25 protein-coding genes and 3 pseudogenes are annotated in these 25,550 nt (G+C 41.7%); 15 read left to right on the top strand and 13 right to left on the bottom strand.

Features of this window, described 5'->3' with window-relative positions; translation table 11 throughout:
- Window positions 1-70 precede the first annotated feature (70 nt).
- The gene (locus tag M5V91_RS15965) at window positions 71-919 is read right to left on the bottom strand and encodes a YitT family protein (RefSeq protein ID WP_217025725.1); all 849 of its coding nucleotides are present in this window, start codon (window positions 917-919) and stop codon (window positions 71-73) included.
- Window positions 920-1,144: 225 nt separating this feature from the next.
- On the opposite strand from M5V91_RS15965, the gene M5V91_RS15960 reads away from it, so the two are divergent.
- A complete protein-coding gene (locus M5V91_RS15960; protein WP_009335811.1) occupies window positions 1,145-1,330 on the top strand; it encodes a hypothetical protein in 186 nt (61 codons plus the stop codon).
- An 87-nt stretch (window positions 1,331-1,417) separates the two neighbouring features.
- Entirely contained in the window at window positions 1,418-1,552 is a 135-nt protein-coding gene (locus tag M5V91_RS15955) for a hypothetical protein (RefSeq protein ID WP_019383488.1), read from the top strand.
- 602 nt (window positions 1,553-2,154) lie between these two features.
- Here the strand turns inward: M5V91_RS15955 and M5V91_RS15950 are convergent.
- The 3 genes from M5V91_RS15950 to M5V91_RS15940 form a co-directional block, all read right to left on the bottom strand.
- Entirely contained in the window at window positions 2,155-3,384 is a 1,230-nt protein-coding gene (locus M5V91_RS15950) for a PucR family transcriptional regulator (protein WP_009335812.1), read from the bottom strand.
- A 123-nt stretch (window positions 3,385-3,507) separates the two neighbouring features.
- Window positions 3,508-4,971 (bottom strand): sodium/proline symporter PutP, encoded by a 1,464-nt coding sequence (gene putP / locus M5V91_RS15945; protein WP_009335813.1) that lies wholly within the window; start codon window positions 4,969-4,971, stop codon window positions 3,508-3,510.
- Window positions 4,972-5,124: 153 nt separating this feature from the next.
- Window positions 5,125-6,042, bottom strand: coding sequence for a proline dehydrogenase family protein (locus M5V91_RS15940; protein WP_009335814.1), 918 nt, complete (start codon window positions 6,040-6,042; stop codon window positions 5,125-5,127).
- Window positions 6,043-6,341: 299 nt separating this feature from the next.
- On the opposite strand from M5V91_RS15940, the gene M5V91_RS15935 reads away from it, so the two are divergent.
- From M5V91_RS15935 to M5V91_RS15900, 8 genes and pseudogenes are all read left to right on the top strand, one after another.
- On the top strand, window positions 6,342-7,496 hold the full coding sequence (locus M5V91_RS15935) for an ABC transporter substrate-binding protein (RefSeq protein WP_009335815.1): 1,155 nt from the start codon (window positions 6,342-6,344) through the stop codon (window positions 7,494-7,496).
- Between the two features lie 92 nt (window positions 7,497-7,588).
- A pseudogene (locus M5V91_RS15930) lies at window positions 7,589-8,463 on the top strand (branched-chain amino acid ABC transporter permease).
- A 12-nt stretch (window positions 8,464-8,475) separates the two neighbouring features.
- A complete protein-coding gene (locus M5V91_RS15925; RefSeq protein WP_009335817.1) occupies window positions 8,476-9,453 on the top strand; it encodes a branched-chain amino acid ABC transporter permease in 978 nt (325 codons plus the stop codon).
- On the top strand, window positions 9,425-10,198 hold the full coding sequence (locus M5V91_RS15920; RefSeq protein WP_009335818.1) for an ABC transporter ATP-binding protein: 774 nt from the start codon (window positions 9,425-9,427) through the stop codon (window positions 10,196-10,198). Before M5V91_RS15925 ends, M5V91_RS15920 begins: the two co-directional genes overlap by 29 nt.
- Window positions 10,191-10,901, top strand: a complete 711-nt coding sequence (locus M5V91_RS15915; RefSeq protein WP_251173944.1) for an ABC transporter ATP-binding protein — start codon at window positions 10,191-10,193, stop codon at window positions 10,899-10,901. The genes M5V91_RS15920 and M5V91_RS15915 overlap by 8 nt, the downstream gene beginning before the upstream one ends.
- A 105-nt stretch (window positions 10,902-11,006) precedes the next feature.
- Entirely contained in the window at window positions 11,007-11,987 is a 981-nt protein-coding gene (locus M5V91_RS15910; protein ID WP_251173943.1) for a glycerophosphodiester phosphodiesterase family protein, read from the top strand.
- A 164-nt stretch (window positions 11,988-12,151) separates the two neighbouring features.
- The gene (locus M5V91_RS15905) at window positions 12,152-13,882 is read left to right on the top strand and encodes an ABC transporter ATP-binding protein (RefSeq protein WP_251173942.1); all 1,731 of its coding nucleotides are present in this window, start codon (window positions 12,152-12,154) and stop codon (window positions 13,880-13,882) included.
- Window positions 13,875-15,703 (top strand): annotated as a pseudogene (locus M5V91_RS15900) (ABC transporter ATP-binding protein). Before M5V91_RS15905 ends, M5V91_RS15900 begins: the two are co-directional and overlap by 8 nt.
- An 87-nt stretch (window positions 15,704-15,790) precedes the next feature.
- Here the strand turns inward: M5V91_RS15900 and M5V91_RS15895 are convergent.
- The gene (locus tag M5V91_RS15895) at window positions 15,791-16,459 is read right to left on the bottom strand and encodes a vWA domain-containing protein (RefSeq protein WP_019383493.1); all 669 of its coding nucleotides are present in this window, start codon (window positions 16,457-16,459) and stop codon (window positions 15,791-15,793) included.
- 73 nt (window positions 16,460-16,532) lie between these two features.
- A complete protein-coding gene (locus tag M5V91_RS15890) occupies window positions 16,533-17,594 on the bottom strand; it encodes a M20 family metallopeptidase (protein WP_009335824.1) in 1,062 nt (353 codons plus the stop codon).
- A 308-nt stretch (window positions 17,595-17,902) separates the two neighbouring features.
- Here M5V91_RS15890 and M5V91_RS15885 point away from each other — a divergent pair, with 308 nt between their 5' ends.
- Window positions 17,903-18,406, top strand: coding sequence for a DoxX family protein (locus M5V91_RS15885; protein ID WP_019383496.1), 504 nt, complete (start codon window positions 17,903-17,905; stop codon window positions 18,404-18,406).
- Between the two features lie 309 nt (window positions 18,407-18,715).
- Here the strand turns inward: M5V91_RS15885 and M5V91_RS15880 are convergent, their stop codons facing one another.
- From M5V91_RS15880 to M5V91_RS15870, 3 genes are all read right to left on the bottom strand, one after another.
- Window positions 18,716-18,904 carry a YfhD family protein gene (locus tag M5V91_RS15880; protein ID WP_009335826.1) on the bottom strand — a complete coding sequence of 63 codons (189 nt, stop codon included), beginning with the start codon at window positions 18,902-18,904 and terminating at the stop codon, window positions 18,716-18,718.
- Between the two features lie 92 nt (window positions 18,905-18,996).
- The gene (locus M5V91_RS15875) at window positions 18,997-19,122 is read right to left on the bottom strand and encodes a YfhE family protein (RefSeq protein ID WP_019383498.1); all 126 of its coding nucleotides are present in this window, start codon (window positions 19,120-19,122) and stop codon (window positions 18,997-18,999) included.
- 73 nt (window positions 19,123-19,195) lie between these two features.
- Window positions 19,196-20,101 carry a TIGR01777 family oxidoreductase gene (locus M5V91_RS15870; protein WP_251173940.1) on the bottom strand — a complete coding sequence of 302 codons (906 nt, stop codon included), beginning with the start codon at window positions 20,099-20,101 and terminating at the stop codon, window positions 19,196-19,198.
- A gap of 258 nt (window positions 20,102-20,359) precedes the next feature.
- On the opposite strand from M5V91_RS15870, the pseudogene recX reads away from it, so the two are divergent.
- Window positions 20,360-21,162, top strand: a pseudogene (recX, locus tag M5V91_RS15865) (recombination regulator RecX).
- Between the two features lie 18 nt (window positions 21,163-21,180).
- Here recX and M5V91_RS15860 read toward each other — a convergent pair.
- Window positions 21,181-21,852 (bottom strand): SDR family NAD(P)-dependent oxidoreductase, encoded by a 672-nt coding sequence (locus tag M5V91_RS15860; RefSeq protein WP_251173939.1) that lies wholly within the window; start codon window positions 21,850-21,852, stop codon window positions 21,181-21,183.
- 227 nt (window positions 21,853-22,079) lie between these two features.
- On the opposite strand from M5V91_RS15860, the gene M5V91_RS15855 reads away from it, so the two are divergent.
- Entirely contained in the window at window positions 22,080-22,409 is a 330-nt protein-coding gene (locus M5V91_RS15855; protein ID WP_251173938.1) for a YfhH family protein, read from the top strand.
- 43 nt (window positions 22,410-22,452) lie between these two features.
- On the opposite strand, the gene M5V91_RS15850 is transcribed toward M5V91_RS15855, so the two are convergent.
- Window positions 22,453-22,611: a YpzG family protein gene (locus M5V91_RS15850; RefSeq protein ID WP_009335831.1), complete on the bottom strand. Its 159-nt coding sequence runs from the start codon at window positions 22,609-22,611 to the stop codon at window positions 22,453-22,455.
- Window positions 22,612-22,631: 20 nt separating this feature from the next.
- Complete coding sequence (locus M5V91_RS15845; protein WP_009335832.1) at window positions 22,632-22,802, bottom strand: small, acid-soluble spore protein K; 171 nt, start codon at window positions 22,800-22,802, stop codon at window positions 22,632-22,634.
- A gap of 128 nt (window positions 22,803-22,930) precedes the next feature.
- Here M5V91_RS15845 and M5V91_RS15840 point away from each other — a divergent pair, with 128 nt between their 5' ends.
- Entirely contained in the window at window positions 22,931-23,200 is a 270-nt protein-coding gene (locus tag M5V91_RS15840) for a YfhJ family protein (protein WP_009335833.1), read from the top strand.
- Between the two features lie 32 nt (window positions 23,201-23,232).
- Here the strand turns inward: M5V91_RS15840 and M5V91_RS15835 are convergent, their stop codons facing one another.
- Entirely contained in the window at window positions 23,233-24,213 is a 981-nt protein-coding gene (locus M5V91_RS15835; protein ID WP_009335834.1) for a metal-dependent hydrolase, read from the bottom strand.
- Between the two features lie 233 nt (window positions 24,214-24,446).
- On the opposite strand from M5V91_RS15835, the gene mutY reads away from it, so the two are divergent.
- Complete coding sequence (gene mutY, locus M5V91_RS15830; RefSeq protein WP_251173937.1) at window positions 24,447-25,547, top strand: A/G-specific adenine glycosylase; 1,101 nt, start codon at window positions 24,447-24,449, stop codon at window positions 25,545-25,547.
- The last annotated feature ends 3 nt before the right edge of the window (window positions 25,548-25,550 follow it).

The following is a 25,550-nucleotide window of genomic DNA, read 5'->3' as shown; positions in this document are numbered from 1 at the left end:
GATTGAAGCCCAAAGCAAAGCCACTGCATATAAAATAAAGCTCCATCCTTTGCGGATGAAGCTTTACCATTTATGCCAGCCTTTTAAAATTTTGGCCAAGAATTTCATTCATCGTATGAACAGTGATAAATGCCTTATTATCAACCTGGGTAATGTAACTTTTCAGCTTTGTGAAATCTTTTCTCCCCAGGATAGTTGTAATGACTTCTTTTTTATCTGATGTGAAGGCACCGGTTGCGGAGTGGATGGTTGCACCTTTGCCCAGTTCATGAACGATATAGGTTTTAATCTCATCACTGTGGCGGCTGATAATAACAACTTCTTTGTTTGAATTGAATTGCTGAAGTGCATAATCAATGACAAATCCATTAATTATGACACCAAAGAAGGCATACATGCCAACTTGCGGGCCGAACAGAACGGCGGAAGACAGGGCGATCAATAAATCCGCAAGAAGCACTCCTCTGCCGACTTCAATATTTAAGTATTTATTAATAATCATGGCGATGATGTCTGTCCCGCCAGTAGAAGCCTGCTGGTTAAAGACAATTGCCATTCCGGTCGCGGCGATGCATTGCCCGATGATCAGCTGAATAAGCAAGTCTTCGCTTAGCGGATGGGCCATCGGGGTGAATTTTTCAAGCACCCACACATAAAAAGACAAAGCGAAGCTCGCATATATAGTTTTTGCCCCAAAGCCTGATCCAAGAAAAATAAAACCAACTGCAAACAGGATCAAGTTGACAAGAATCATGAAAGTACCTATGGAGAAATCCGGAAATAAGTCATTCATGATGATCGACAATCCGCTGACCCCTCCTGTTGCTAAATTATTGGGGGACAAGAAAAAATGGACATTTATAGAAACCAGGAATGCTCCCAGATTTATCATGATAAAAGAAAATAGTTTTTGCCGCATCGCCGCAACCTCCTTTTTTATAGTTTTCTCGAGATCCGTATAAAGTGGAACAACGGGATTATAAAGCCCTTAAAGCCCCTTTGTAAAGGGAATGAGGGCAAAAAAATAAGGTTTAATAATTATGAAAATTGGAAGGGTTTGCAAGAGGGGCTGATATTATCTATTTTTGCTTAATTCTTATATAATAAGTTTTGGTTAGCACGACGCGAAAGGATGTAAAAAATCTTGAAAAATAGGAAGCTTATTGTCATTCCCATAATGATTCTTGTAGCTGCAGCTGCAATGTGGATGCTTAATAAAGATTATCAGCAAATAGATTTGTTGATTCGATTGCTGATAGCAGCTGGTGCAGCACTATTATCAGGGGTCATCTCATACTTTTTATTCAAGCCGGAAAAAGAAGAACAATAATGATGCCTGCTCCCTGGCGAGGGGACAGGCATTTCTTTTGGAACTTTTACCACTCGGTTTGTATATAAGCAGAAGGGGATGAGAGAAGTGAATCATATTGTGGAATGCCCAATATGCAATGGTGAGGAATTTGCGGAAGGCACCGACTTCATGCCGGTTAAACCATTAAATAAAAAGCTCTCAGCAGGATCTTTAAAAATCTATCGTTTTTGTTTAAGTTGAGGAGAAGTTGTTTCTATTAGAGTTGAGAATCCAGGTAAGTTTAAAAGCCGGTGATAGAAGAGAATGCCTCGTGAAGCCGAAATTTAGGAAGCAAAGAGAAAAATAGTCGCCATGAGCGCTGCATGAAGCCGGCAACCAGGAAGCCAGTAGAAAAATGGTCGCCATGAGCGCTACATGAAGCCGAAAATCAGGAAGCAAAGAGAAAAATGGTCGCCATGACCGCTTCATGAGCTGAAAACCAGCAAGCCAGTAGAAAAATGGTCGCCATGAGCACTACATGAAGCCGAAAATCAGGAAGCAAAGAGAAAAATGGTCGCCATGACCGCTTCATGAAGCTGAAAACCAGGAAGCCAGTAGAAAAATGGTCGCCATGAGCACTTCATGAAACCGAAAGTCAGGAAGCAAAGGGAAAAATGGTCGCCATGGACGCTTCATGAAGCCGAAAGTCAGGAAGCAAAGGGAAAAATGGTCGCCATGAGCACTTCATGAAGCCGAAAATCAGGAAGCAAAGGGAAAAATGGTCGCCATGGACGCTTCATGAAGCCGAAATCAGGAAAACAAACATGAAAAAGTCGTCATGAATCGCTTCCGCCAGCCAGCTCTTATTTCTTCCGCTTGAGCAGCTGTAAATCAATGTACAGCTGGCATCTTGTGTTAAAGTCATCAAAGTCGATGGATGTTAAATCAGTAATTTGTTTCATTCGGTATTTTAAAGTATTTGTATGGATGAAAAGCTGTTCCGCTGTCGGCTTAAGGCGGCAGTTGTTTAATAAATACACCTCAAGCGTCTTCAGCAGGCTGGTTTGGCTTTCCAGGTCTTTTTTCTGCAGCTTCAAAAGGTCTTCATTTACATATTTAGTCAGGCTGTTATGCTGAGCAATAGGTTCTAAATAACGGAATACCCATAGCTTTTTATATTCATACGGCAATTCTTCAGGTGATCCAATGAATTTGGCGGCTTTGATGACCTCCAGAGCCTCTGCATAGCTTTTGCGCAGTTTTAAGATGGAGGAATATTCTCCTCCGATCCCTGCATACACAGTCTGCGGTCTGAATTGGCTAAGAACGGTATTGGTTAATTCATGTGCGTCTTCTGATAGGCTGCCGGGTGCAGGGGAACTGCTGCCGATCATGACGATAATTTCATGCTGGTTTGTAAATATGTGAGCTGGATGGCTGAGGGCATTTGCAAACAGCCGAACGGTTTCATTCAATTCCGCAAATATCTCTTCATCTGCCTGCACGACAGAAAATACATTGATGATAAAGGCCTCAGGGAGGATGATTTTAACATTGGCCGCCTCCCATTTGATCTGATCTTCCGTCTGATAGGTACGATCAATAATCTTTTGATAAAATTGATGTTTTTCTTCTTCCTTGCGCAGTTTTTTCAGGTTTTTCTGATATAATAGCTTTCCAATATGGAAGGAAACATCATGCAGAAAGTTCATTTCGCTTTCAGATAGAGTGTCTTCTATTTCCTGAACCCAAATAAAACCCAGTATCTGCTCTTTATATTTTGCACTTACAACCACGCGCTGGTTAAGGCCGATTTCTTCCATTTTCTTAATTCTAAAAGGCTCAGGAATTGTCTTTAACTGATCAACAATGCCTTCATCCATAAATTTCTCCAAAATGGGTATGGGCCATCTCTTCGAAAATATGGTCTGCTGGTTCGCCAAATCAAAATGTTCAATATAATACGAGCTATAGGCCAGCAGTGAGAATTGTTCATCCTCGATGACAACAGGCTTCTTTAAAAAAGTACTGACCATTTCTGTAATCTCATCTATATCTGTCATATTAAGGATTTTCTCCAGCGGCTGACTCATTAAAGGCTCCCTCCTAAACATTGCTGTTCTTATTATAGTGAAAAACAATGGGAGGCACCACTCGAATTTTGCCGAAAGAAAAAGGACCGGGCATTTTCTTGGCCCAGTCCTGAAACGTTTAGGTTATTTTAAGGATTTTTCAAAGTCAGCAAATTGTTTTTCGATTTCTGCAGATGGCTTTGCAGTTAGAAGGCTTACCACTATGATGGCAATTAAGCTGGCAGCAAAGCCTGGAATCATTTCATAAAGTACTTCAGATAATCCGGCTTGAGACCAAATGATGACAGTGCTTGCCCCAACAATCATTCCGGCTAATGCTCCCCATCTTGTCATGCGCTTCCAATATAAGCTAAGAATGATAAGAGGTCCGAAAGCGGATCCGAAACCAGCCCATGCATAACCCACAAGGTCTAGAATCGTTTCATTTTTCTCCCATGAAATAATCAATGCAATGATAGAAACTAGTAATACAGATAATCTTCCTATTGTAACCAATTCTTTATCTGTAGCTGAGCGGCGGAAGAACGTTTTATATAAATCTTCCGTCAATGAGCTTGATGTTACAAGCAGCTGTGATGAAATGGTACTCATAATAGCTGCCAGAATGGCTGAGATTAAGAATCCAGTGATGATCGGGTGGAATAATACCTCGCCAAGAAGAATGAAAATGGTTTCAGGGTCCTCTATTGAAATGCCTGTATCAGCAACATAAGCAATACCCACAAAACCAGTCAGCATAGCGCCAATACTCGAGAAAATCATCCAGCCCATCCCAATGCGGGTGGCTTTCTTGATTTCTTTAACAGAACTGATAGCCATAAAGCGGACGATAATATGAGGCTGCCCAAAATAGCCAAGTCCCCAAGCAAAAAGGGAAATGATGCCTAAAAGACTTGTTCCTTTAAAGATATCAAGGAAAGCTGGATTGATTGTTCTTGCAGTATCAATTGCCGGCCCAAATCCGCCTACATGGAAAAGTGTTACTAATGGTACAAGAATGAGGGCGATAAACATAATCAAACCTTGAACAAAGTCTGTCCAGCTAACCGCAAGAAATCCACCGAATAGTGTATACGCTACTACTACACCAGTAATGATCCATAAACCTGTGTGGTAATCCAGCCCAAAGGTGCTTTGGAATAATACTCCCCCGGATACCATGCCTGATGATACATAAAAGGTAAAGAAAATTAAGATAACTAATCCTGAAATCAGGCGCAGAATTTTGGAAGCATCCCCGAAACGGTTTTCTAAATAACCAGGGATCGTAATAGAATCATTGGCTACCTCAGTATACGTGCGAAGCCTAGGTGCAACATAAAGCCAGTTCGCCCATGCCCCGAGTGTTAAGCCAAGGACAATCCAGGAAGCGCTTAGGCCAGTGGCATACATGGCTCCCGGGAGTCCCATCAGCAGCCAGCCGCTCATATCGGATGCACCCGCACTTAAAGCGGTTACCGCAGGACCCAGTGTTCGTCCTCCGAGCATGTAGTCTGATAGATTGGAAGTCCTTTTATAGGCATAATAGCCAATCCAAAGCATCCCAATCATATACACGGTAATGGATATAATTAATGCATAATCCATTTGTAAGCCTCCTTTTTGTTAGTTTACAAATATTTAGATAAAATAAGCGATGAGAAAGCAGTGGGCTGCTTTCTCATTACTTAGAAATCACAAATGGTTGGTTATTATTATAGCTGTATTTTATTGTTTTGGAAGAAAAATAATTTTAAAGTTTTACTTTTTGAAAATGCCCTTAAAAGCAAAAGCAATATTAGCAGGGCGTTCAGCGAGCCTTCTCATGAAATATCCATACCAGTCCATTCCGTATGGTACATAGACACGCATCTTATAGCCTTGCTTCGCCAGTTCCAGCTGTGTTTTATTCCTCATGCCATAGAGCATTTGGAATTCAAAGCGATCGTTTGGAATGTTATGCTTCTTTGCCAATTCTTTTGTGTACTCAATGATCTGATCATCGTGGGAAGCTATTGCTGTATAATTTCCGTTTAACAGACTTTGCTCAATTAATTTCTTATAGTTTTCATCTACATCTGTCTTTTCAGGAAAAGCATGCTCCGGTGATTCTTTATAAGCACCTTTTACCATTCTTAAAAAAGGCTGATATTTCCCCAAATCCTCGAGGTCCTTTTCAGTCCGATACAGGTAAGCCTGCAGAACTGTACTTACACAGCTGTACTTCTCTTTAAACTGCTTAAACAAATCGATAGTGGCCTGGCAGCGCGGTACATCCTCCATATCAATTGTCACCATAATTTTATGCTTCTCGGCAGTATCAAGAATTCTTGTCATGTTTTTCACAACAAGATCACGATCGATATCCAGACCAAGAGAGGTCATTTTTAGGGATACCTGTGAATCAAGTCCTTCTTTGCTGATCATTTCAATGGTTGAAATACATTCCTCTGTCCGTTCATTAGCCACTTCAACAGAATCAACAAATTCTCCCAAATGGTCCACTGTTACAGAAAGTCCTTGATTATTCAGATCTCTGATAAAGCGGACGCTGCTTTTGAAATCAACCCCTCCAATTAATTTACCTGCCGCAAAACTTCCGCCTCTGTTCTGGGCAATTTTATTCAGTAAGCTATTTTTTGATAAATATAGAAAAAAGTCTCTTGTAATCGCTTCCATTTCTTCCGGCACCTCCAATGGTTATATCTTTAGATTAATCTTACAATTCTGTGACAAGTTACGACAATGTTCATAAAAAACAAAGATTCTATATTTCTATTGTTGACAGAAGACAATGAAAGGCTGCATTTTCCAGACGATGAAACATCTGCTTCAGTTCCAGGCAACTTCCGCTTTCCGTTGTCAATTAATATGTAAGAAAAGTTTCCATATTATTGTTTACATTGACAAGCATTTGTATTTAAATAGTAATATAGTTTTGAATATTTACTTATTTCTGATAACGGGGGTTAGAGAAAATGAGAAAGCAGTTAAAGAAATTTGCGCAATTTACAGCATTGTCCAGTTTGCTTGTCCTCTCTGCATGCGGCGGCAATCAGGCAGCAGGGGATGAGGATGGGGAAAGCAGCGGAGGAGCAGTTAAAGCCGACATTGGAGTTATTTCTTATATCAGCGGGCCGGGTGCAGCTTATGGCGAAGCAATCACAAATGGCTTAAAGCTCGCACAGGAAGAAATCAACGGCAAGGGTGAAGTCGAGATAAACCTTGTTATAGAAGATTCCGCCGGCAAGCAGGATCAGGCATTGACAGCAGCACAAAAGCTTATGAATTCAGAGAATGTGACAGGCATTATCGGGCCTACATTAAGTACAGAAATGAATGTAGTTGGTCCAGAAGCCGATCTGAACGGGGTACCGATTATGGGGACTTCAACAACTGCAGAAGGGATTCCGCAAATTGGGGACTATGTCTTCCGAAACTCGCTGCCTGAAGCATTGGCGATTCCTGCTTCAATAGATAAAGCCATTGAGAAATATGATGCTAAAAAAGTAGCAATTCTATATGGAAATGATGATGTTTTTACAAAATCCGGCTTTGACACGATGAAAAAAGCAGCAGAAGAGAAGGGGCTTGAAATCTTAACGATTGAAACGTTCCAAAAAGGACAATCAGACTATAATGCGCAATTGACGAAAATTAAAGGTTTAAAGCCAGACCTTATTCTGGCCTCGGCTCTATACAATGAAGGTGCAGTAATAATGGATCAGGCAAGGAAAATGGGCATTGATGTCCCGTTTGTAGGAGGAAACGGCTTCAATTCTCCTGAGGTCATCAATATAGCAGGGGATGCAGCAAATGGACTGATTGTGGCAACTCCATGGTATGGTGAAAAAGAAGATGATAAGGTCAAGGAATTTGTCGGTAAGTATGAGGAAGAATACGGCAAAAAGCCTGACCAATTTGCAGCACAGGCTTACGATGCACTATACATTATGGCTGAAGCATTAAAAAATGCGGGTGAAGCTGATCGTGATGCACTTCGTGATGCTTTGGCCGAAATCCAAGGCTTTAATGGAATCCTTGGGGAGTTCTCTTTTGATGAAGAAGGGGATGTCGTAATGGATCCGACCGTTTTGGTTATCGAAGGCGGGGCATTTAAGGAATTTAATTAAGAAAGCTGCAAAAGTGAAGCTCTGGCGCTATCAGTGCCAGAGCTTACTTTTAAGAAAATGATTCATATAAATAAAGTTAGTAGGTGAATACCGTGTTAATTGAACAATTAATAAACGGAATTACCCTTGGCAGCATTTATGCCATCGTTGCACTTGGTTTACATTGGTTTTCGGGGTGCTTGGCATTATCAATATGGCACACGGAGAAATCTTTATGTTCGGGGCCTTCATTGGTGTTGTTGTCACTTCCACATTCAAAGGGCCGCTTTGGCTGGCCTTTATGGCAGCGATTTTGGTAACTGCCGCAATGGGATATCTGCTTGAGCGATTTGCCCTGAGACCTCTCAGGAATAAACAGGGAGTATCCCATCTGGCGCCATTGATCAGTACCATTGGTGTTTCGATACTGCTGGAGAACCTGTCGCACCATATTTTTGGTCCAGGCAACCATCCTTTCCGTGCTTCTTTTGCGGAAATAAGTTTCCAGATTGGTTCGATAACCGTATATCTTGTGCAGATTGTTATCTTTATCATTTCTGTCCTTCTCATGTACGCCCTTTCTTTTTGGCTAGGCAAAACAAAGGCAGGAAAAGCCTTAAGGGCAACTGCTGAAAATCTTGAAACTGCAAGCCTGCTTGGTGTTGATGTGAAAAGAACGATTACGATGACTGTTATTATCGCATCTGCGATGGGCGGGATTGCCGGGATCCTGGTCGGAATGGCATTTAACTCTGTTACCCCTCAGATGGGATTATCCATTGGGCTAAAAGGACTTGCCATCATCATTCTTGGCGGCATGGGGAATGTCAAGGGAGCGATGGCCGGAGGCCTTATCCTTGGCTTGGCGGAAACCTTTGTCGTTGTTTACGGCAATTCGGGATACAAGGATGCAATAGCTTTTGCGGCAATTATCGTCATCCTTCTCATCAGGCCGCAGGGGTTGTTTGGCCAAAAAATTTCAGCGTAAGAAGGTGAACTCATGCTTGCAGAATTAATAAATCCATATTATTTACAGGTAGCTTCTTTTATATTAATCAACATTATTTTAGGGGTAAGTATATATATTACTCTATCAACTGGTCAGCTCTCGCTTGCCAATGCAGGATTTATGGGGATCGGTGCCTATACATCGGCCCTTCTGACGCTGAACTTTGACCTTCCTATTATTGTGGGGATACTTTCGGGCACTTTATTGGCGGGTTTATTCGGAATCCTTATCGGGATACCGACATTAAGGCTTCAGGGGGTTTATCTCGCCATTGTGACTCTCGGGTTTGGAGAGGTTATCCGGGTTATTTTTGTAAACTGGGAGTCTATGACAAAGGGAGCTGTAGGCTTATCAGGCATTCCTCATATGGGCCGTGAACTGCTGAATACTTTAAAAGAATTTGGCTTTGATCCGAAAATACTTGGACTCCAAAATAACCAGTTTGTTTTTCTAGCTATTTTCCTCATTTTGTTAGGGGTTACAATCAGCATAATCACGTTTTTCAGAAGGCAGAACCGCTCCAGAGTGGGACGGGCTTTCGCAGCGATTAAGCTGGATGAAAAAGCAGCAGAGTCAATGGGAATCAATATTACTTATTATAAAGTCCTGGCATTTGCACAGGGGGCACTGGTAGCCGGATTTGCAGGTGCATTATTTGCACATGTTCTTGCCTACATAAGTCCTGCCGATTTTGCCTATCACCGTGCGGTTGAGATACTGATTTTCGCAGTTTTTGGAGGAAGCGAAGTAATTTGGGGACCGGTGTTTGGAGCGCTCTTCTTAACTGTAATGCCCGAAGTGCTCAGGTTTATAAGCGAATACCGCTACATGATTTACGGTCTGATCATTATTATTATGATGGCTGTCCGGCCACAGGGATTAATTGATGTAAATATTTTAAATTGGCTCAAGCTTAAAGCATCAAAGAGGAGGCAAAAGCATGGTACTTCAAATCAAAAAAGCATGTAAAAACTTTGGCGGGCTGAGTGCCCTGTCTGATGTCTCGTTCTCTATTAACCGGGGTGAGATCTTTGGGCTGATCGGTCCAAACGGAGCCGGGAAGACAACGATGTTCAATCTGATTACATCGATGTTTACGCCTACCTCAGGCGAGATTATCTTTAATGAAGACAATATCAATGGCTTAAAGCCGCACCTTATCACGAAAAAAGGCATTTGCAGAACATTCCAGAATATTCGCTTGTTTCCCCAGATGACAGCAGAAGAAAATGTGATGGTTGGGGAGCATTGCCGGAGTAAATCCGGGGTGTTCAGCAGTGTATTCAGGACAAAATCACAGCGGAAAGAAGAAGAAAGAATCCGCAGCAAAGCGAATGAACTATTAGAGTTTGTTGGGCTGGGAGGTTTTGCGGATATTGTTTCTGACAGCCTGGCATACGGCCAGCAAAGAAGGCTGGAAATTGCCAGGGCACTGGCAAGCTCTCCTCAGCTGCTGCTTCTGGATGAACCGGCAGCCGGAATGAACGAAACAGAAACAAGCGAATTATTTCATCTCATCAAAAAAATTCAGGAACAAGGCGTTACCGTCCTGCTGATTGAGCATGATATGCCGCTTGTCATGAAATTATGCGACCGTATTGCCGTGCTAAACTTCGGCAAGAAGATTGCTGAAGGAACACCTGCTGAAATCCAAAATAATTCGGATGTCATCGAAGCCTATCTCGGCAGTGAGGAGGAAGATTTGTATGCTTAAGGTAAACGGGATTAACGCCTTTTATGGAAAAATCCAGGTTCTGAAAAGCATCAGCCTCGAAGTGGAAGAAGGCAGTATTGTTACGATACTTGGCGCAAACGGAGCAGGAAAGACAACGACTATGAAGACCATTTCCGGATTGCTCAAGCCTCAAGCCGGCAGCATTCAATTTCAGGGGCAGGATGTAACGGGACTGCGGCCGGACCAGCTGCTGCGCAAAGGGATTGCCCTTGTTCCGGAAGGCCGCCAGATTCTTTCAGGAATGACAGTGCTTGAAAATCTTGAGATGGGAGCGTACCATCGGAAGGACAATGAAATTGACCAGGATATTAAGATTGTAATGGAACGTTTCCCAATCCTTGAAGAAAGGCAGAAGCAGCTTGGAGGAACATTATCCGGGGGTCAGCAGCAGATGCTGGCCATTGCGAGAGCGATCCTCAGCAAACCAAAGCTGCTTCTTCTTGACGAACCTTCAATGGGGCTGGCCCCTCTAATAGTGGCAGATATCTTTAAAATTATTAAAGAAATTAACGAAGCAGGCACAACTGTTCTTCTGGTGGAGCAGAATGCAAGACAGGCACTAAAAATATCCGATTATGGGTATGTTCTAGAAACAGGGAAAATGGTTGCTGAGGGAAGCTCACAAAAGCTCCTGAATGATCCTAGAATCATGGAAGCTTACCTGGGGCGGAAATCAAGCTAACAATAAAAGGCCGAATCTTTAGATTTGGCCTTTTATATTTTTACCTATTGGATTATGGTAAAATCGGTTGAGAAAAGATTTATTTCTGCAAAAACCGGAGGACAAATGAAAAAGGTAAAGAAGATTTTAAAACGGCTGATCATAATCTTATTAATTCTCGGCGCATTTATGTTTTTAAACAACACCTCCCTGCTTACAAAAGAAAGAAATGATAAGCCGCTGCTTCTCGCCCATAGAGGAATGGCCCAGACCTTTCATATGGAAGGGATAACAGGGGAGACCTGTACGGCTGAAAGAATTTACGAGCCTGAGCATTCCTTTCTTGAGAATACGATTCCTTCCATGGAAGCAGCTTTTGCGGCAGGTGCAGATGCAGTTGAACTGGATATTCAGCTTACAAAGGATGGACAGTTTGCGGTATTCCATGATTGGACGCTGGAATGCCGGACAAATGCAAAGGGAAATACCAGAGATTATACAATGAAGGAATTAAAAAAGCTGGACATTGGATATGGCTACACAGCTGATAATGGAAAAACCTATCCGTTTCGCGGTAAAGGAATCGGGATGATGCCAAGCCTTGATGAAGTCATGAAAGAGTTTCCGGAAGGAGATTTCTTAATCCATATTAAAAGCAACGATCCCCAAGAAGGAGAAAAGCTTGCTGAATACCTGTCCATGTTTTCAGAAGACAGATTGGAGAAAATATCTGTTTATGGAGGAGACGAACCTATTGCTGCTCTGATAGAAGAAATGCCTGCAATGAGGGTGATGTCCAAGGCAACTTTGAAAGAATGCCTTCTCCCTTATTTAGGAACGGGGTGGACAGGATATGTTCCAAACTCCTGCCATAACACACAGCTTCATATTCCTGAATCATATACAAAGCTGTTATGGGGCTGGCCAAATAAGTTCTTGAATCGAATGGATGATGCAGGCACAAGAGTTATTGTGGTTGCAGGGGACGGGAGCTGGTCGGAAGGATTTGACAGATCGGAAGACATGGAACGGCTGCCTGATGATTATTCAGGAGGCATATGGACAAACAGGATCGACCTGATTGCCCCCATATATAAGAATGAATAGGCGCTTGGTCTGATCCAGGCGTTTTTTAATTTTTTTAATGGAATTATTTAAAAATTTTGTAAAAAGGATTATGATATTAATAGGTTTATTTAGTTTGCCGAAGGATTTTAGTTGTCTTATTATACATATATTATAAATTGCAATTACAGCTTGGGGGACTATAAATGGCGAAAGTTTTAGCATTTCTTAAGCCTTACCGGATAGCGGTGGCAATAGCATTATTCTTAATGCTGACGGAGCTTGCTGTTGAGCTTATTCAGCCATTGCTAATGGCAAAGATCATAGATGAAGGCATCCTTCAGAATAATCTTCAGGAGGTAGTGAAGTGGGGAGGGATTATGCTGGCTGCCTCTTTTGCCGCCTTTGCGGCTGGAGTCATTAATTCCTTTTATGCTGCCCATGTCAGCCAAAGCTTTGGTTTTGATGTAAGGAAAAGATTATATGACAAGGTACAATCCTTCTCTTTTGCCAACTTTAATCTTTTTCCGACATCTTCATTAATTACCCGAATGACTAATGATATTACGCAGCTTCAAAATACCGTTTTTATGAGTCTTCGAATCATGATGAGAGCCCCTCTATTAATAATTGGCGGCCTTATAATGGCTTTTGTGGTAAATGTGAAACTTGCTCTTATCTTATCAGCTGTGGCCCCATTCCTTTTTCTATTTCTGTTTTGGGTAATGGGAAAAGGAGGCGTGCTCTTTAAAGCAGTCCAGGAAAAGCTGGACTCTGTGAACAGCGTCATGCAGGAGAATCTGACAGGGATTCGGCTAATTAAAGCGTTTGTCCGCAGAAATCATGAAGTGAAACGATTTACGCGCACGAATGAGGATCTTAGAGATGGAACGGTTAAAGCATTGCGCCTAATGGAAGTGACCATGCCTGTTTTGCTCCTAATCATGAATCTTAGTATTCTTGGCGTGCTTTGGTTTGGCTGCATACAGGTAAATACAGGGGATGTAAAGGTTGGAGAGATTGTTGCAATTGTTAACTATGCTACCAGGATAACGGCCGCTTTCTCCATTTTTTCCTGGATTATCATGGCATTCTCAAGGGCGCGGGCCTCTGCGAATCGTGTAGCAGAGGTGCTGGAGACTGATGTGGATTTAACAGACAGCTCAAGATCCAAGAATGCCCTAACAGTAAGTCAGGGCAAAATTCTATTTAATAATGTATCTTTTCATTACCCAGGCACTTCTGAGAAGGTACTGGACGGCATCAGCTTTACAATATATCCCGGGGAAACAGTAGCGATATTAGGTGCAACAGGCTCAGGGAAGACCTCTTTATTTCAGCTCATCCCCCGGCTATATGATGTGACCGGAGGAAAAGTTGAAATTGATGGGCATGATGTCCGGGAAATGAAAATGGAGAATCTCCGCAGGAAAATTGGCTTTGTACCTCAGGAAGCCCTGCTTTTTACAGGCAGTGTGAAAGAGAACATTTCATGGGGCAAGGAAGATGCAGTGATGGAGGAAATAACTGAAGCAGCTGTCAATGCACAAATACATGAAACGATTATGAAGCTGCCACGAGGTTATGAAACAAAAGTGGGACAAAAGGGTGTTAATTTATCGGGCGGGCAAAAACAGCGTCTATCCATTGCCCGGGCGCTAGTAAGAATGCCGAAAATCCTTCTGCTTGATGACAGTACAAGTGCACTGGATATGAAAACAGAGGCAAAACTTTTGAGTTCTTTAAAAAAATATACCTGTACAACACTGATTATCACACAGAAAATCAGTACAGCAATGGAAGCAGACAGAATCTTATTGCTTGAAGATGGAAGGCTTCTGGCTGAGGGAGACCACGAGAATCTCCTTAAAACATCGGGATTGTATAAGCGGATTTTTCAATCCCAATCTGGAGAGGAGAACAGAAATTATGCTTAAACAGCTCAAAGAACCTTTCCAATATAAAAAGATACCTCTCGACTTGAATGGTGAATTTACTAAAGGGAAAAAGCCGAAATCTGAGAACATTAATTTCACATTAGAAAGAATCTGGACATACTTGGCCTACAATAAAGGGTTGTTATCTCTTGTTCTATTAATGGTGGTTATCAGCTCAGCAATGGGGCTGCTTGGTCCTTATTTAGTCGGGATGGCGATCGACGAGTATATTGTCACAAAGAACAGCAATGGATTTATTGCCTTACTGATCTGGCTTGGAGTCATATATGTGCTGAACTCGCTTGCACTTTGGTTTCAGAATTATTGGATGATCGGCATCGCACAGGATACTGTATTTACAATGAGAACGAAGCTTTTCAAACATTTGCATAAGCTCCCTATTCCGTTCTTTGACAAGCGGCAGCAGGGGGAACTGATGAGCAGGGTAACAAACGATATTGAAAATGTCAGCTCGACTCTGAACAGTTCAGTGATCCAGGTCTTTTCCAGCCTGCTGACTTTGATTTGCACAGTTTCCGTTATGCTTTGGCTCAGTCCTTTGCTGACGATCATTACTCTGATCATTGTGCCGCTGATGTTTTTTGGAATGAAATGGATTACAGCACGGACAGGAAGGTTATTCAAAGAGCAGCAAAAGAATCTTGGAGAGCTGAACGGTTTTATTGAAGAGACCATATCAGGACAGAGGATCATCAAGACCTTTTCACAGGAAAAGAAAGTTATAGCCGAGTTCCGGGAAAAAGGAGAAAAACTTAGGGGGCAGGGTTCTGGGCTCAGACATATTCCGGATTTATCCCGAAGCTGATGAATGTTCTGAACAACATGAGCTTTGCCATTATTGCCGGGGTTGGAGGCATTTTTGCCCTGAATGGTATGATTTCAATCGGTGTCATCGTCATATTCACGGAGTATTCCCGGCAATTCACACGTCCGCTTAATGACTTGGCAAACCAGTTTAACACACTTTTATCAGCGATTGCAGGAGCAGAGCGGGTATTTGACATTATGGATGAAGATGAAGAATTCAGAAATGAAGAGCAGCTAAAAGAACTTACCGGAGTAAAAGGCGAGGTAGAGTTCCATAATGTATCTTTTTCTTATGAGGAAGATGGAAATACGGTAAGGGATGTAAACCTTCATGTAAAAGCAGGACAGACTGCTGCTTTAGTTGGTCCGACAGGTGCAGGGAAGACAACAATGATCAATTTGCTCTCACGGTTTTATGAACGGGACTCAGGCCTTATATTAATTGACGGTGAAGATATAGCCAATGTGAAAAAAGAAAGCCTGAGGAAGCATATGGGTTTTGTGCTGCAGGATTCCTTTCTATTCCGCGGCACTGTGCGCGAAAATATCCGCTACGGCAGGCTGGAAGCCTCAGATGATGAAGTGGTGGAAGCGGCTAAGCTTGCCAATGCCCATTCCTTTATCATGAAACTTCCTCAGCGGTATGAGACAGTGCTGAGTCAGGACGGAAATGGCATAAGTCAGGGGCAGAAGCAGCTTCTTTCCATTGCACGTGCCTTTCTGGCCAACCCGGGCATTTTAATTTTGGATGAAGCAACAAGCAGCATTGATACAGTGATAGAGCTTAAGATTCAGGATGCCCTTCAGGAACTGATGAAAGGCAGGACCAGTTTTGTCATTGCCCACCGTCTGAATACGATTCAGAAAGCGGATAAAATTTTTGTTCTTGAAGAGGGCAGGATTATTGAGGAAGGTACTCATGATTCTCTGCTTGAACAGGAAGGCTTTTACTATCGGCTTCACGGTAAAGCGGCAGTGGGTGCTAATGCTTGAAATGACAGTTGGATGCAAAATGGGTATATGGCCAGCAGGGATGCAAAAGGCGGACTTGATTAATATCAAATCCGCCTTTTTGCTTATCTATAAAATGACATTCTTTTCCTTAGCTTCTTTTAGCCAGTCAGGGAATTCATTCAGCAAGAGGTCATAAAGTTCGTTATCAGAAATGGTCTCGATATCTTTAATGTGGAAAAAGTTTGCGTTATCGATATAGCGGCCATCCATTTCATCCAATTTTTCCAGTACTTCAAAGTTTGAATCGCCTATGCCGACAAACTGCCAAAATAATGGTTTATCGGAGGATGCTATAACCGGCTTTTTGATCGTTCTTTTACAGCCCCCATCATTAATGAAAACAATGAAGGCAGGGTCTTTACTAGGATCTTCTGTGGTATATTTCTGAATGACATCCTCCATTACTGGCGGTTCATCATTTCTTCCGAATTTGTGAATCAGATCATTATTTAATATATATTGATCCACATATCCTTCAAAGTCATGTTCTGTTACCGGCTTCAGCCTGGAAAATTCATTATCATAGACCCAAATATCAAGTGCACCGTCATCATCAAATTGGCTGGCAACTGCTAAGATTCTCTCCACAACCCTTTGGACAGTCCCGTTTTTATATAACTTGCGCATGGAGCCGGAAATGTCCAGTACAAGTCCAACTCTGGCAGTAACATTTGTCAGGTTCTTTTTCTGCAGCACAATTCCAGCAGATTTTTTCAATAAACTAATAGAGCTCATTACTCTGAATCCCCCTTTAATCATATACCGAAAATTTACCATATTGGGAGACTATTAGCATTTAATTTGCATCTTAATTCGAGAATTTCATGGCAAAGTCGATAAGCATTTTTTCATATAAATGAATGGAATGCGGCAGGACATATTCATTATCACCGTGCCAGTTCATGCCGGTTGGGCCAAACTCGATAGCTGGTATCCCGTAATTGGCAAAGAACACAGTATCGGCAGAACCATGCTGTCCAAAGAAAACGGCTTTATCTTCTGTGTGTTTTTCAACAATAGGTTCAAGCATTAAGATGAAAGGATTGTCTCTGGCTGTCACAAGCGGCTTGCTGAACATATTCATAATTATTTCTCCATCTGTGATATTCTCGATTTGTTTGATGATCTCTTCATGATCCTGTTCAGGCAAGTACCGGATATCATACGACATGATACATTTTTCAGGCACCTTATTATAAACATCTCCTCCAGTTATTTTTGCCAGATTAATCGAAGGCTGCGGAAAAAATTCAGACGCCTCTTTTGCAAAAGGCAATTTTAATAGTTTTTGATGTACTTCAAAAGCCTTTTCAATGGCATTGACTCCTTCCCATGGACGGCTGCCGTGGGCCGGATCTCCGTCTATCTGGATGTCCAGCCTGATAACTCCTTTTGCTTCCAGTGCAATTCCGAGCTGAGTCGGTTCAGAACAAATGACAAAATCCCCGCGATACCCCTGTTCTGCTAAATACCCGGAACAATTAAAACCGCCGATTTCTTCATCTGATACAATTTGAAGCTGAATTTTTACGCCAATTGGCTTATTGCGGAGTTCTTTTACTGCACACATCATGGCCGCAACCCCGGCTTTCATATCTGCTGCCCCGCGTCCATATATTTTATCGCGGAGTTCTACAGGAATGAATTGTTCATCCTTTCCTGAGACAACATCCACATGCCCATTAAAAATAACGGTCTGATCACCGCTTCCAATTTCACAGACTGCCATTTTATATCCATTATTTTCAATTATTCTAGAGGGAAGGTCGTGGCCCGACAGCCATTGATGACAATATTCAATAGCCTGGTTTGCTCCTTCCTTTGAAGAGCTATTAATAGCAATGAGATCTTTCAGCAAGCTTTCAAGCATGTGTCAAAGGTCCTCCTTTAATGCAGCAATAATTTACACAGTACTATTCCTATTCCCGCTTTGGCCGGATGAAAACAGCCTTATTAATGATAGTCCGATATTTTGTGAAGAATTAGTGAAGTATATTGCGAAAAGGGATGGAAAGAAGTATATTATAAGTGAGGAAAGTTAGTGAAGTATTTCACAAATAACTTCACGGCAGCAATCTTTCCTCTCGAGAGCTGGCCGGCTTTTAAATCCCCTGATAGGGAAAAATTTTTAAATGAATATGTGAAATTTATCACAATAATAACGTGGAGATGATTATCATGAAATGGTGGAAAACTCCTAAGACAGCAGTCGTGTGGACAATATTAAGGGTTTGGCTTGGTATACAATGGCTGGAAGCAGGATGGCATAAGGTAGCAGGCGGATTTAATGCAGGTGGGTTCATGCAGGGGGCCATAGCACAAGCCGCTGGCGACCATCCAGCAGTGCAGGGCTGGTATGCGGGCTTCCTGGAAAATGTAGCATTGCCAAACGCAGATTTATTCAGTACTTTAGTTGCATGGGGTGAAGTCCTCGTTGGAATTGGACTAATACTTGGAGCAGCGACCATTCCGGCATTAATCGCAGGAGCTTTCATGAATCTAAATTTCCTATTAGCAGGAACAACAAGCACTAACCCAATACTATATACAGCAGCAATCATCCTTCTATTTACAGGTGCAGGTGCTTACTGCTGGGGTGTTGACAGATTCGCCATCCCCTATATTAAAACAATGATAAAAGGCGGTCACGGAATAGGCAAAAAAGAAGCACACACTCACTGAGCAGAAATATGAAAGGCAGGAACCTGAGGTTCCTGCTTTTTTTGTCCTTTAATAATAGAAAAGCATAGAATTCTGAATGTCGATAAATGTCTCGCTCCAGTGACTGCCCCCTCGAGGTCACAAGCTTGTCTAACTGCGGCTCCTAGGGACGTCATAAGCCATTTCCTTTCAGAAGGAAGAACGCCTTCTTACAGGAACCGACTTATGCCTGAGGTCCGCAGGATACGGGTTATGCAGACGTTGCCACAGGACGTGGCATTCTTAGTCTGTGCTCCTTCATGGGCATGGGCTTCCGCTTTTCTATTTAGGCTAGCGTTTTTGTCTGCTCTTTGCCCGCTGATCAGCAGCCTTGGAACGTGCCATTGCCTCGAGATCATCATGATCGGCAAGTTCGCGGTTAAATTCTACGTCGATGCCGTCAGATTTCATGTTTTTTGGTACTTGTGGAAGTGATGATTTGTTTTTATCGCGAGTTTTATGTCCATGTGCACGGCCCATTGCAAATAACCCCTTTCAGCAATAAAGGTGCGGAAACTAATTATTTCCGTACCTTTATCATGTGCCTTTAATAGGGATGGTATGGGTGGAAATTAATGTTTTGACTGTCTGCCTGCAAATCCGCCTGCTTTGTCAGCTCTTTTGAATTCTCTTGAATAAGTTACTTCCTGCATGCTTGATAAAGTGCTTTTGGATTTGTCTCTTTTCTTTTTGTCCACTTTGTATCATCCTTTCAGAATAAGGTTCACACTTCCCTTATTTTTCCCTTATTTGAAAAAAATGATACAAATTTCATTTATAAATATCGCTAAGAGCTGCCTTTAATTCTGGATATAAAAATTCGTAACCGAATGACTGCAATTTTTCAGGAAGTACTTTTTGCCCCTCTAATACCAGGGTACTCATCTCTCCAAGAGCTATTTTTAGAGCAAAGCCCGGAGCAGGCATCCAGTGCGGGCGATTAAGGACTTCTCCAAGTATTTGCCCAAATTCCTTCATAGTCACAGGATAGGGCGATGTGAAATTTACGGGACCCTGAAGCTGTTCGTGTTCAATGCAATAAAGGATTCCGCTTACGGCATCATCTAAATGAATCCAGGAAACCCATTGGCTGCCTGTTCCGACAGTCCCTCCGGCAAATAATTTATAAGGAAGGGCCATTCGCGGAAGAGCACCATCGTTTTTCTCAAGAATGATTCCAAACCTGCAGAATACTGTCCTGACTTCAAATTCTTCTGCTTTGGCTGCCTCTTCCTCCCAGCGTCTTACTGTTTCAGCCAAAAAATCAGTACCGCTTTTCCTGGAAGATTCGGTGAAAGTTTCAACCTGGGAAGTGCCATAGTAACCAACGGCGCTGGCATTTATAAGTGTATACGGCTTTTCTTCAAGGCGGCTGATAATCCGGCGAACTTCCTTCGTGGCTGTAATGCGGCTGTTTAATATCCGTTTTTTGCGATCTTCCGTCCATCTTCCACTGTTAATGGACTCACCAGCCAGGTTGATAAACACGTCAATGCTTTCCAGAACATCTTCCGGTGAATCATCATCGTTCAGCCATTGTATATAATTCAGATTTTTAGAATGCTGCTTATGAGATATATTTCTCGTTAGAATAAATATTTCATGTTTTTTCTCCAGTAATTTTTTCACCAAGGCGTTTCCAACAAAGCCAGTTCCGCCTGCGATGGCTATTCTCATGGGCGATTCCCCTTTCAAGTGCAAATACCTTGTTACAGTTTACGACGTTCTCTTTCAAAATCCTTTTTTGATAAGGCTGTTTTCGCAAGGTTTGTTGCTTTTTGTATATTATTTATTGAGTTTATTGCGGCGGTAAGACCCTGTCGAAGAGACTCACTGCCCGCGGCCTGCAGAAAGCGAGCAGCCTGGAGCGGAAAACAACAATTTATACGAAAAGAGGCTTTGATTATGTTACATTTAAGAAAAGAGGTGGAGAAAATGCCGATCATTACGAAAATCACATTTCAGAAAAAAACACAGACCGCTACAATATATATATGGATTATGGGAAAGGTGAAGAATATGCATTTAGTGTGGATGAAGATGTATTAATAAAACATCAGCTCAAAAAAGGAATCGAGCTTGATGAATTTTCACTAAATGAAATTGGCTATCAGGACGATATCCGGAAATCCTATAACATGGCTATTCAGTATTTATCCAGAAGGATGCGCTCAGAAACCGAAGTCCGCAAACATTTAGCTGACAAAGAAGTTGAAGAACCTGTTATTCAGGAAGTTGTTCACAAATTGTATGATTACAAATTTTTAAACGATGAAGAATATGCAAAAGCTTTTGTGCGTACACAAATGAACACATCAGATAAAGGGAAAGGATTAATCCGCACTGAACTAAAGGAGAAAGGGATATCCCCTAAATTAATCGATGAGGCGCTGGAGGTGTATTCAAGGGAAGCTGAATTAAGTACAGCAATAAGGCTGTGTGAAAAGCATGCACAGAAATATGGCCGTGATTCATCAAAGATCCTCAAACAAAAACTGGAGCAGATGTTAATGCGTAAAGGTTTTAATTTTGACATCATTCAAGAAGCAATATCTGAAACGGAGATTGAAAAAGAAGAAGATGAAGAATTGGCTGCCCTAAAGTACCAAGCGGAGAAAGCTAAGAGGAAATATGCCAATCTTCCTGAATTCGAATACAGGCAAAAAATGAAACAAACCTTATTTAGAAAGGGCTTTTCGTTTGATTTAATTGATCGATATTTAAGTGATGAAGAATAACACATGGAAGCCCATGTGTTATTTTTTAGATTCAATTACAATGGACTCTTCATTCAAATTATCCAGAATCATTACTGCCACTTCTTCAGGAGAACGAAGCCTGGATTTGTTTTTGATATGGTCGCTTTCATCCCAGAAAGAGGTATCCATTCCGCCCATATAAACGGCTTTAACTTTAATATCCGTGTCTTCGAGTTCTTTCTGAAGGCTCTCTGTAAACCCTCTTACAGCAAACTTGCTTGCTGCATACACTGATTCATTTACTTTTCCTTTTAAGCCAGCAGTCGAAATGATGTTCATCAGCAAGCCGCCGTTTTTTTCTTTAAAATAAGGCAGAACAGCCTGAGTCATATAAATAGTGCCCAGCACGTTTGTTTGAAGCATTTCCTGTATTTCCTGCTCTCCAAGACGTTCAAATGGCCCAAAATGTCCAACTCCAGCATTGTTAATTAAGCCGTAAAGTTCATGGCTTTGGATTTGCGTCATCAAGCTGCTGATCTCCTGGAGTTTTGCAATATCTAATGTAAAGGATTGAGCGCTTCCGCCAGCTTCAAGAATCTCCTTTTCCACACTTTGCAGTTTGTCCAAAGTCCTTCCTGTTAAAATAATATGGAATCCTTGTCTGGCAAATAATAAAGCAAGCTCTTTGCCTAATCCGGACCCCGCGCCGGTAATGATGACGGACTTCATATGTTTCCCTCCTTTGAAGGTCTTTTAAACACCATTTTAACAAAAAAGTTCAATACTTGTGAAATAGCATCAAAACAAAAGGCAGGACCCTTTTCTAAACAGGCATTTTCTCATATACTTAGGTATGTCGAACCGGAAATCAACGGGCACATTAAAAGACTAAACAGAAATTTCAAGAATTAACCAAAGCAATATACGATTATCTAGAGAAAGTAAGAGGGGTTAATATGCAGGAGAAAAGGTACAGTACAATGACTACGTATGAGCTTCAGCAAGAAATTGCCAGCTTAAATGAAAAAGCAAGGAAAGCGGAACAGATGGGTATGGTAAATGAGTTTGCCGTACTTGAGCGCAAAGTAATAATGGCGAAATCCTACCTGCTCAATCCTGATGATTTTTCCCCTGGTGAAATTTATGAAATCGATGGAGATCCAGGAGTTTACTTTAAAATTGAATATATGAATGGCGTGTTTGCCTGGGGATTCCGGCTAAATGGAAGCAAAGGTGAAGAAGCTTTGCCGATCTCCATGCTGAAAAAACTGGAAAAAAGAGGATGATGTAAACCATCCTCTTTCTGATTTTAGTGCAGTCTAACTCACTTTATGAATTTTTGCGAATCTGCCGTTTTAAAATAATGAGGTCTTGAGTTTGCTGGGTCTCACCATTTACTTGTGAATGTGCACGTTTAGGCCTAAAGTGCGGTGAAGTAAATGGACTGGAATAAGGGTTATCCCCAAAAAAGTTTTTGCTGTTTCCCATAACCAAGCCCTCCTTGTATTTTAAAATTCTGGTGTGTCACTTTCGCGGTTTGATGAAGCTCTCATTCGTTCCTGAGGGTGCGTATTAATTGTGCCATCAGCCCGGCGTGAAGCATATTCTGCTTTAGCCCGCGGCTCCCCTTCCAATTTTATATTGTTTTGATTTGGGAAATTTCTCGCTTTATTGCGCATAAGCAGCCTCCTAAACCGGAATAAGAGCGTGAACGGCATATTAGCCAATCACGTAATACTATTATTTGTTTTTTTCGAAAGGCTATGATGGATACTGGTTATTAATAAATGGTAATGAGGTGACTTTTATGAATGAGTACCAGCAAAAGCTTTATGAGCTTTTATTGGAAAAAAACAAAATGCTTTCAGCAAGCCAGGCCCAGACATGGATTGAACTGCTATGGGAAGATTTTGAAGCAACTTATGCCAAGGCTGGCAGAGAATATAAAGGTGCTGAAATGACAGAAAGAATCGTAAGGCAATGGGTAGAAAACCACGGAAGCAGGCTCCATGAATTTGTTGCCAATAATCCTAAATACAAACATTTACTCGAACAGGACAAAAATGCGCTGAATTGAAAACAGGCTGCCTATTTAGCAGCCTGTTTTCATTAGCCAGGAATGATATCCAGTTTTTTTCGAAGTTTTTCCTCACTGAAAATCCAGCCTGTATAGGATGATTGAATGTTAAACTCCCGATCGAGCTGGACCACGGCTACAAATGGATAATGTCCATTGCTCCGGTAGCGGAGGTCAATGAATCGAACTTCATAATAATCATCATATTCATCCACTTCCCAGCGGTAAACAGGTGAGAAGGATAGGAATGCTGAAAGATTTTTGTCTTTCTTCGCGGCTTCAATTACAGGTGTTTCAGGAACAGGAACGCGGTTAAATTGATCGAGAATCCTCACATGGTTTTTAACAGCACGCCCAACGAAAAATTGCTGCTTGCTCATCACGGCAACTCGCCATTGATTGAATTTCATAGTTGGGGCAATGATGATTTCTGTGGCATCCGGTATAATTACTTTTACAGCTCTCAGCACACTTCTCTGAGCTGCGAATCGAAGAAGATAATACACGACAATAATGCCATAGATAATTAAAAATGTATAACCAGGATGAGCCCCGAAGGCCCAGATAAATAATCCTGCGACATGGATCCCAAAAATAAATGGGTCAAATGTGTTAATGATTCCCAAAGCTACCCATTTGGAAGAAAAGGGCCGAAGTGCCTGAGTTCCATAAGCATTAAATATGTCTACAAAAACATGCAGGAAAACAGCCAAAAAAGTCCACAGCCATAAATGAAGCAAATCTGCTGTTGGAAAAAATGGGTAAACAACTGCAAGTATGGCAAGAGGCCAAAGCAGCACAGCCGGTATGGAGTGGGTAATTCCCCTGTGATTGCGAATATAAACGGCATTATTTCTTAGTTTTAAAACAGTATCTATATCTGGTATTTGTGAACCGACTATGGCTCCAATCATGACACTTGTTGCTGTAGCAGAACTTTCAGCAACAACGGGGTCAAGAGTGGCAATGCCGCCAATCGCCAGCCCCATAACTACATGTGTGCCGGTATCCAAGAGGAAAATACCTCCTTCCTTGGGACATGATTCTTGTGTTTGATTTAATCTATAGCGGACATGATGCCGCTTTTTTAGTGTACCAGCAAATTTCTTGTATTAACAGCTGAATATGGGTACCTTTAAAGGAGTTGATGAATAATGTTCAATCATCAAGAACTAAGGATTAAAGAAGCGACTGTACTAATATATTCCCATATTTTCCGATTGTTTAACATCAGGAGGATTAAAAATTGAAAGAAGTTAATCAAAATACGATTGAATCAGTTGATATAAATGGTTTTCAAGATGATTTGCTCAGGTGGTTTGAAGCTGAGCAAAGGGATTTGCCATGGAGAAAGGACCAGGATCCTTACAAGGTTTGGGTTTCCGAGATTATGCTTCAGCAGACGCGGGTGGATACCGTAATTCCTTATTTTCATCGCTTTATTGAACAGTTTCCGACTGTAAAGGATCTATCTGAAGCAGACGAAGAAAAGGTATTAAAAGCCTGGGAGGGTTTGGGCTATTATTCAAGAGCAAGAAACCTTCAGGCGGCCGTCCGGGAAGTCCATGAAAAATATGGCGGAAGAGTTCCAGATACACCAAAAGAAATTTCTACATTAAAAGGAGTAGGGCCTTATACAGCAGGAGCAATTCTCAGTATTGCTTACGGAATACCGGAACCAGCTGTGGATGGCAATGTCATGCGGGTCCTTTCGCGTATCCTCTCTATCTGGGATGATATCGCCAAGCCTTCTTCCAGGAAGATCTTTGAGTCTTCCGTCCGAAAATTAATTTCACATAAAAATCCGTCCCATTTCAATCAGGCCCTTATGGAGCTTGGCGCATTAATTTGTACACCAACGTCACCTTCATGCTTATTATGCCCGGTGAGAGAACATTGTACTGCTTTTTATGAGGGGACGCAGCATGAGCTGCCCGTAAAAACTAAAACAAAGAAGCAAAGAAATGTCCAGTTAGCAGCAGCTGTCCTCATAGATGATCACGAAAGAATTTTGATACACAAAAGGCCTGAAAAAGGCCTTCTTGCTAATCTCTGGGAATTTCCGATGGCAGAAATCAATATTGCTTATGTAAGCGACAAAGAGCAGATGAAAGATGTGTTCAGCACACAATTTGGCGCCGAAGTGGAAATACAAGAAATGACTGGTCAGATTGAACACGTTTTTTCCCATCTAACATGGAACATAAATGTGTATAAAGGAAAAATAATAATACTTGAAGAAGAAAAAAATGATTTGAAATTAGTCAGCCTTGAAGAAATTAAAGAATTTCCTTTTCCGGTTTCCCACCAGAAAATATGGAAGCAATATTTGGATAGCAGAGGATAGAAA

The sequence above is a fragment of the Cytobacillus pseudoceanisediminis genome, from assembly GCF_023516215.1.
GTDB classification, from domain to species: domain Bacteria; phylum Bacillota; class Bacilli; order Bacillales; family Cytobacillaceae; genus Cytobacillus; species Cytobacillus pseudoceanisediminis.
The sequence above is the reverse complement of the archived record's forward strand: the minus strand, read 5'-3'. Positions and strand labels throughout refer to the sequence as shown.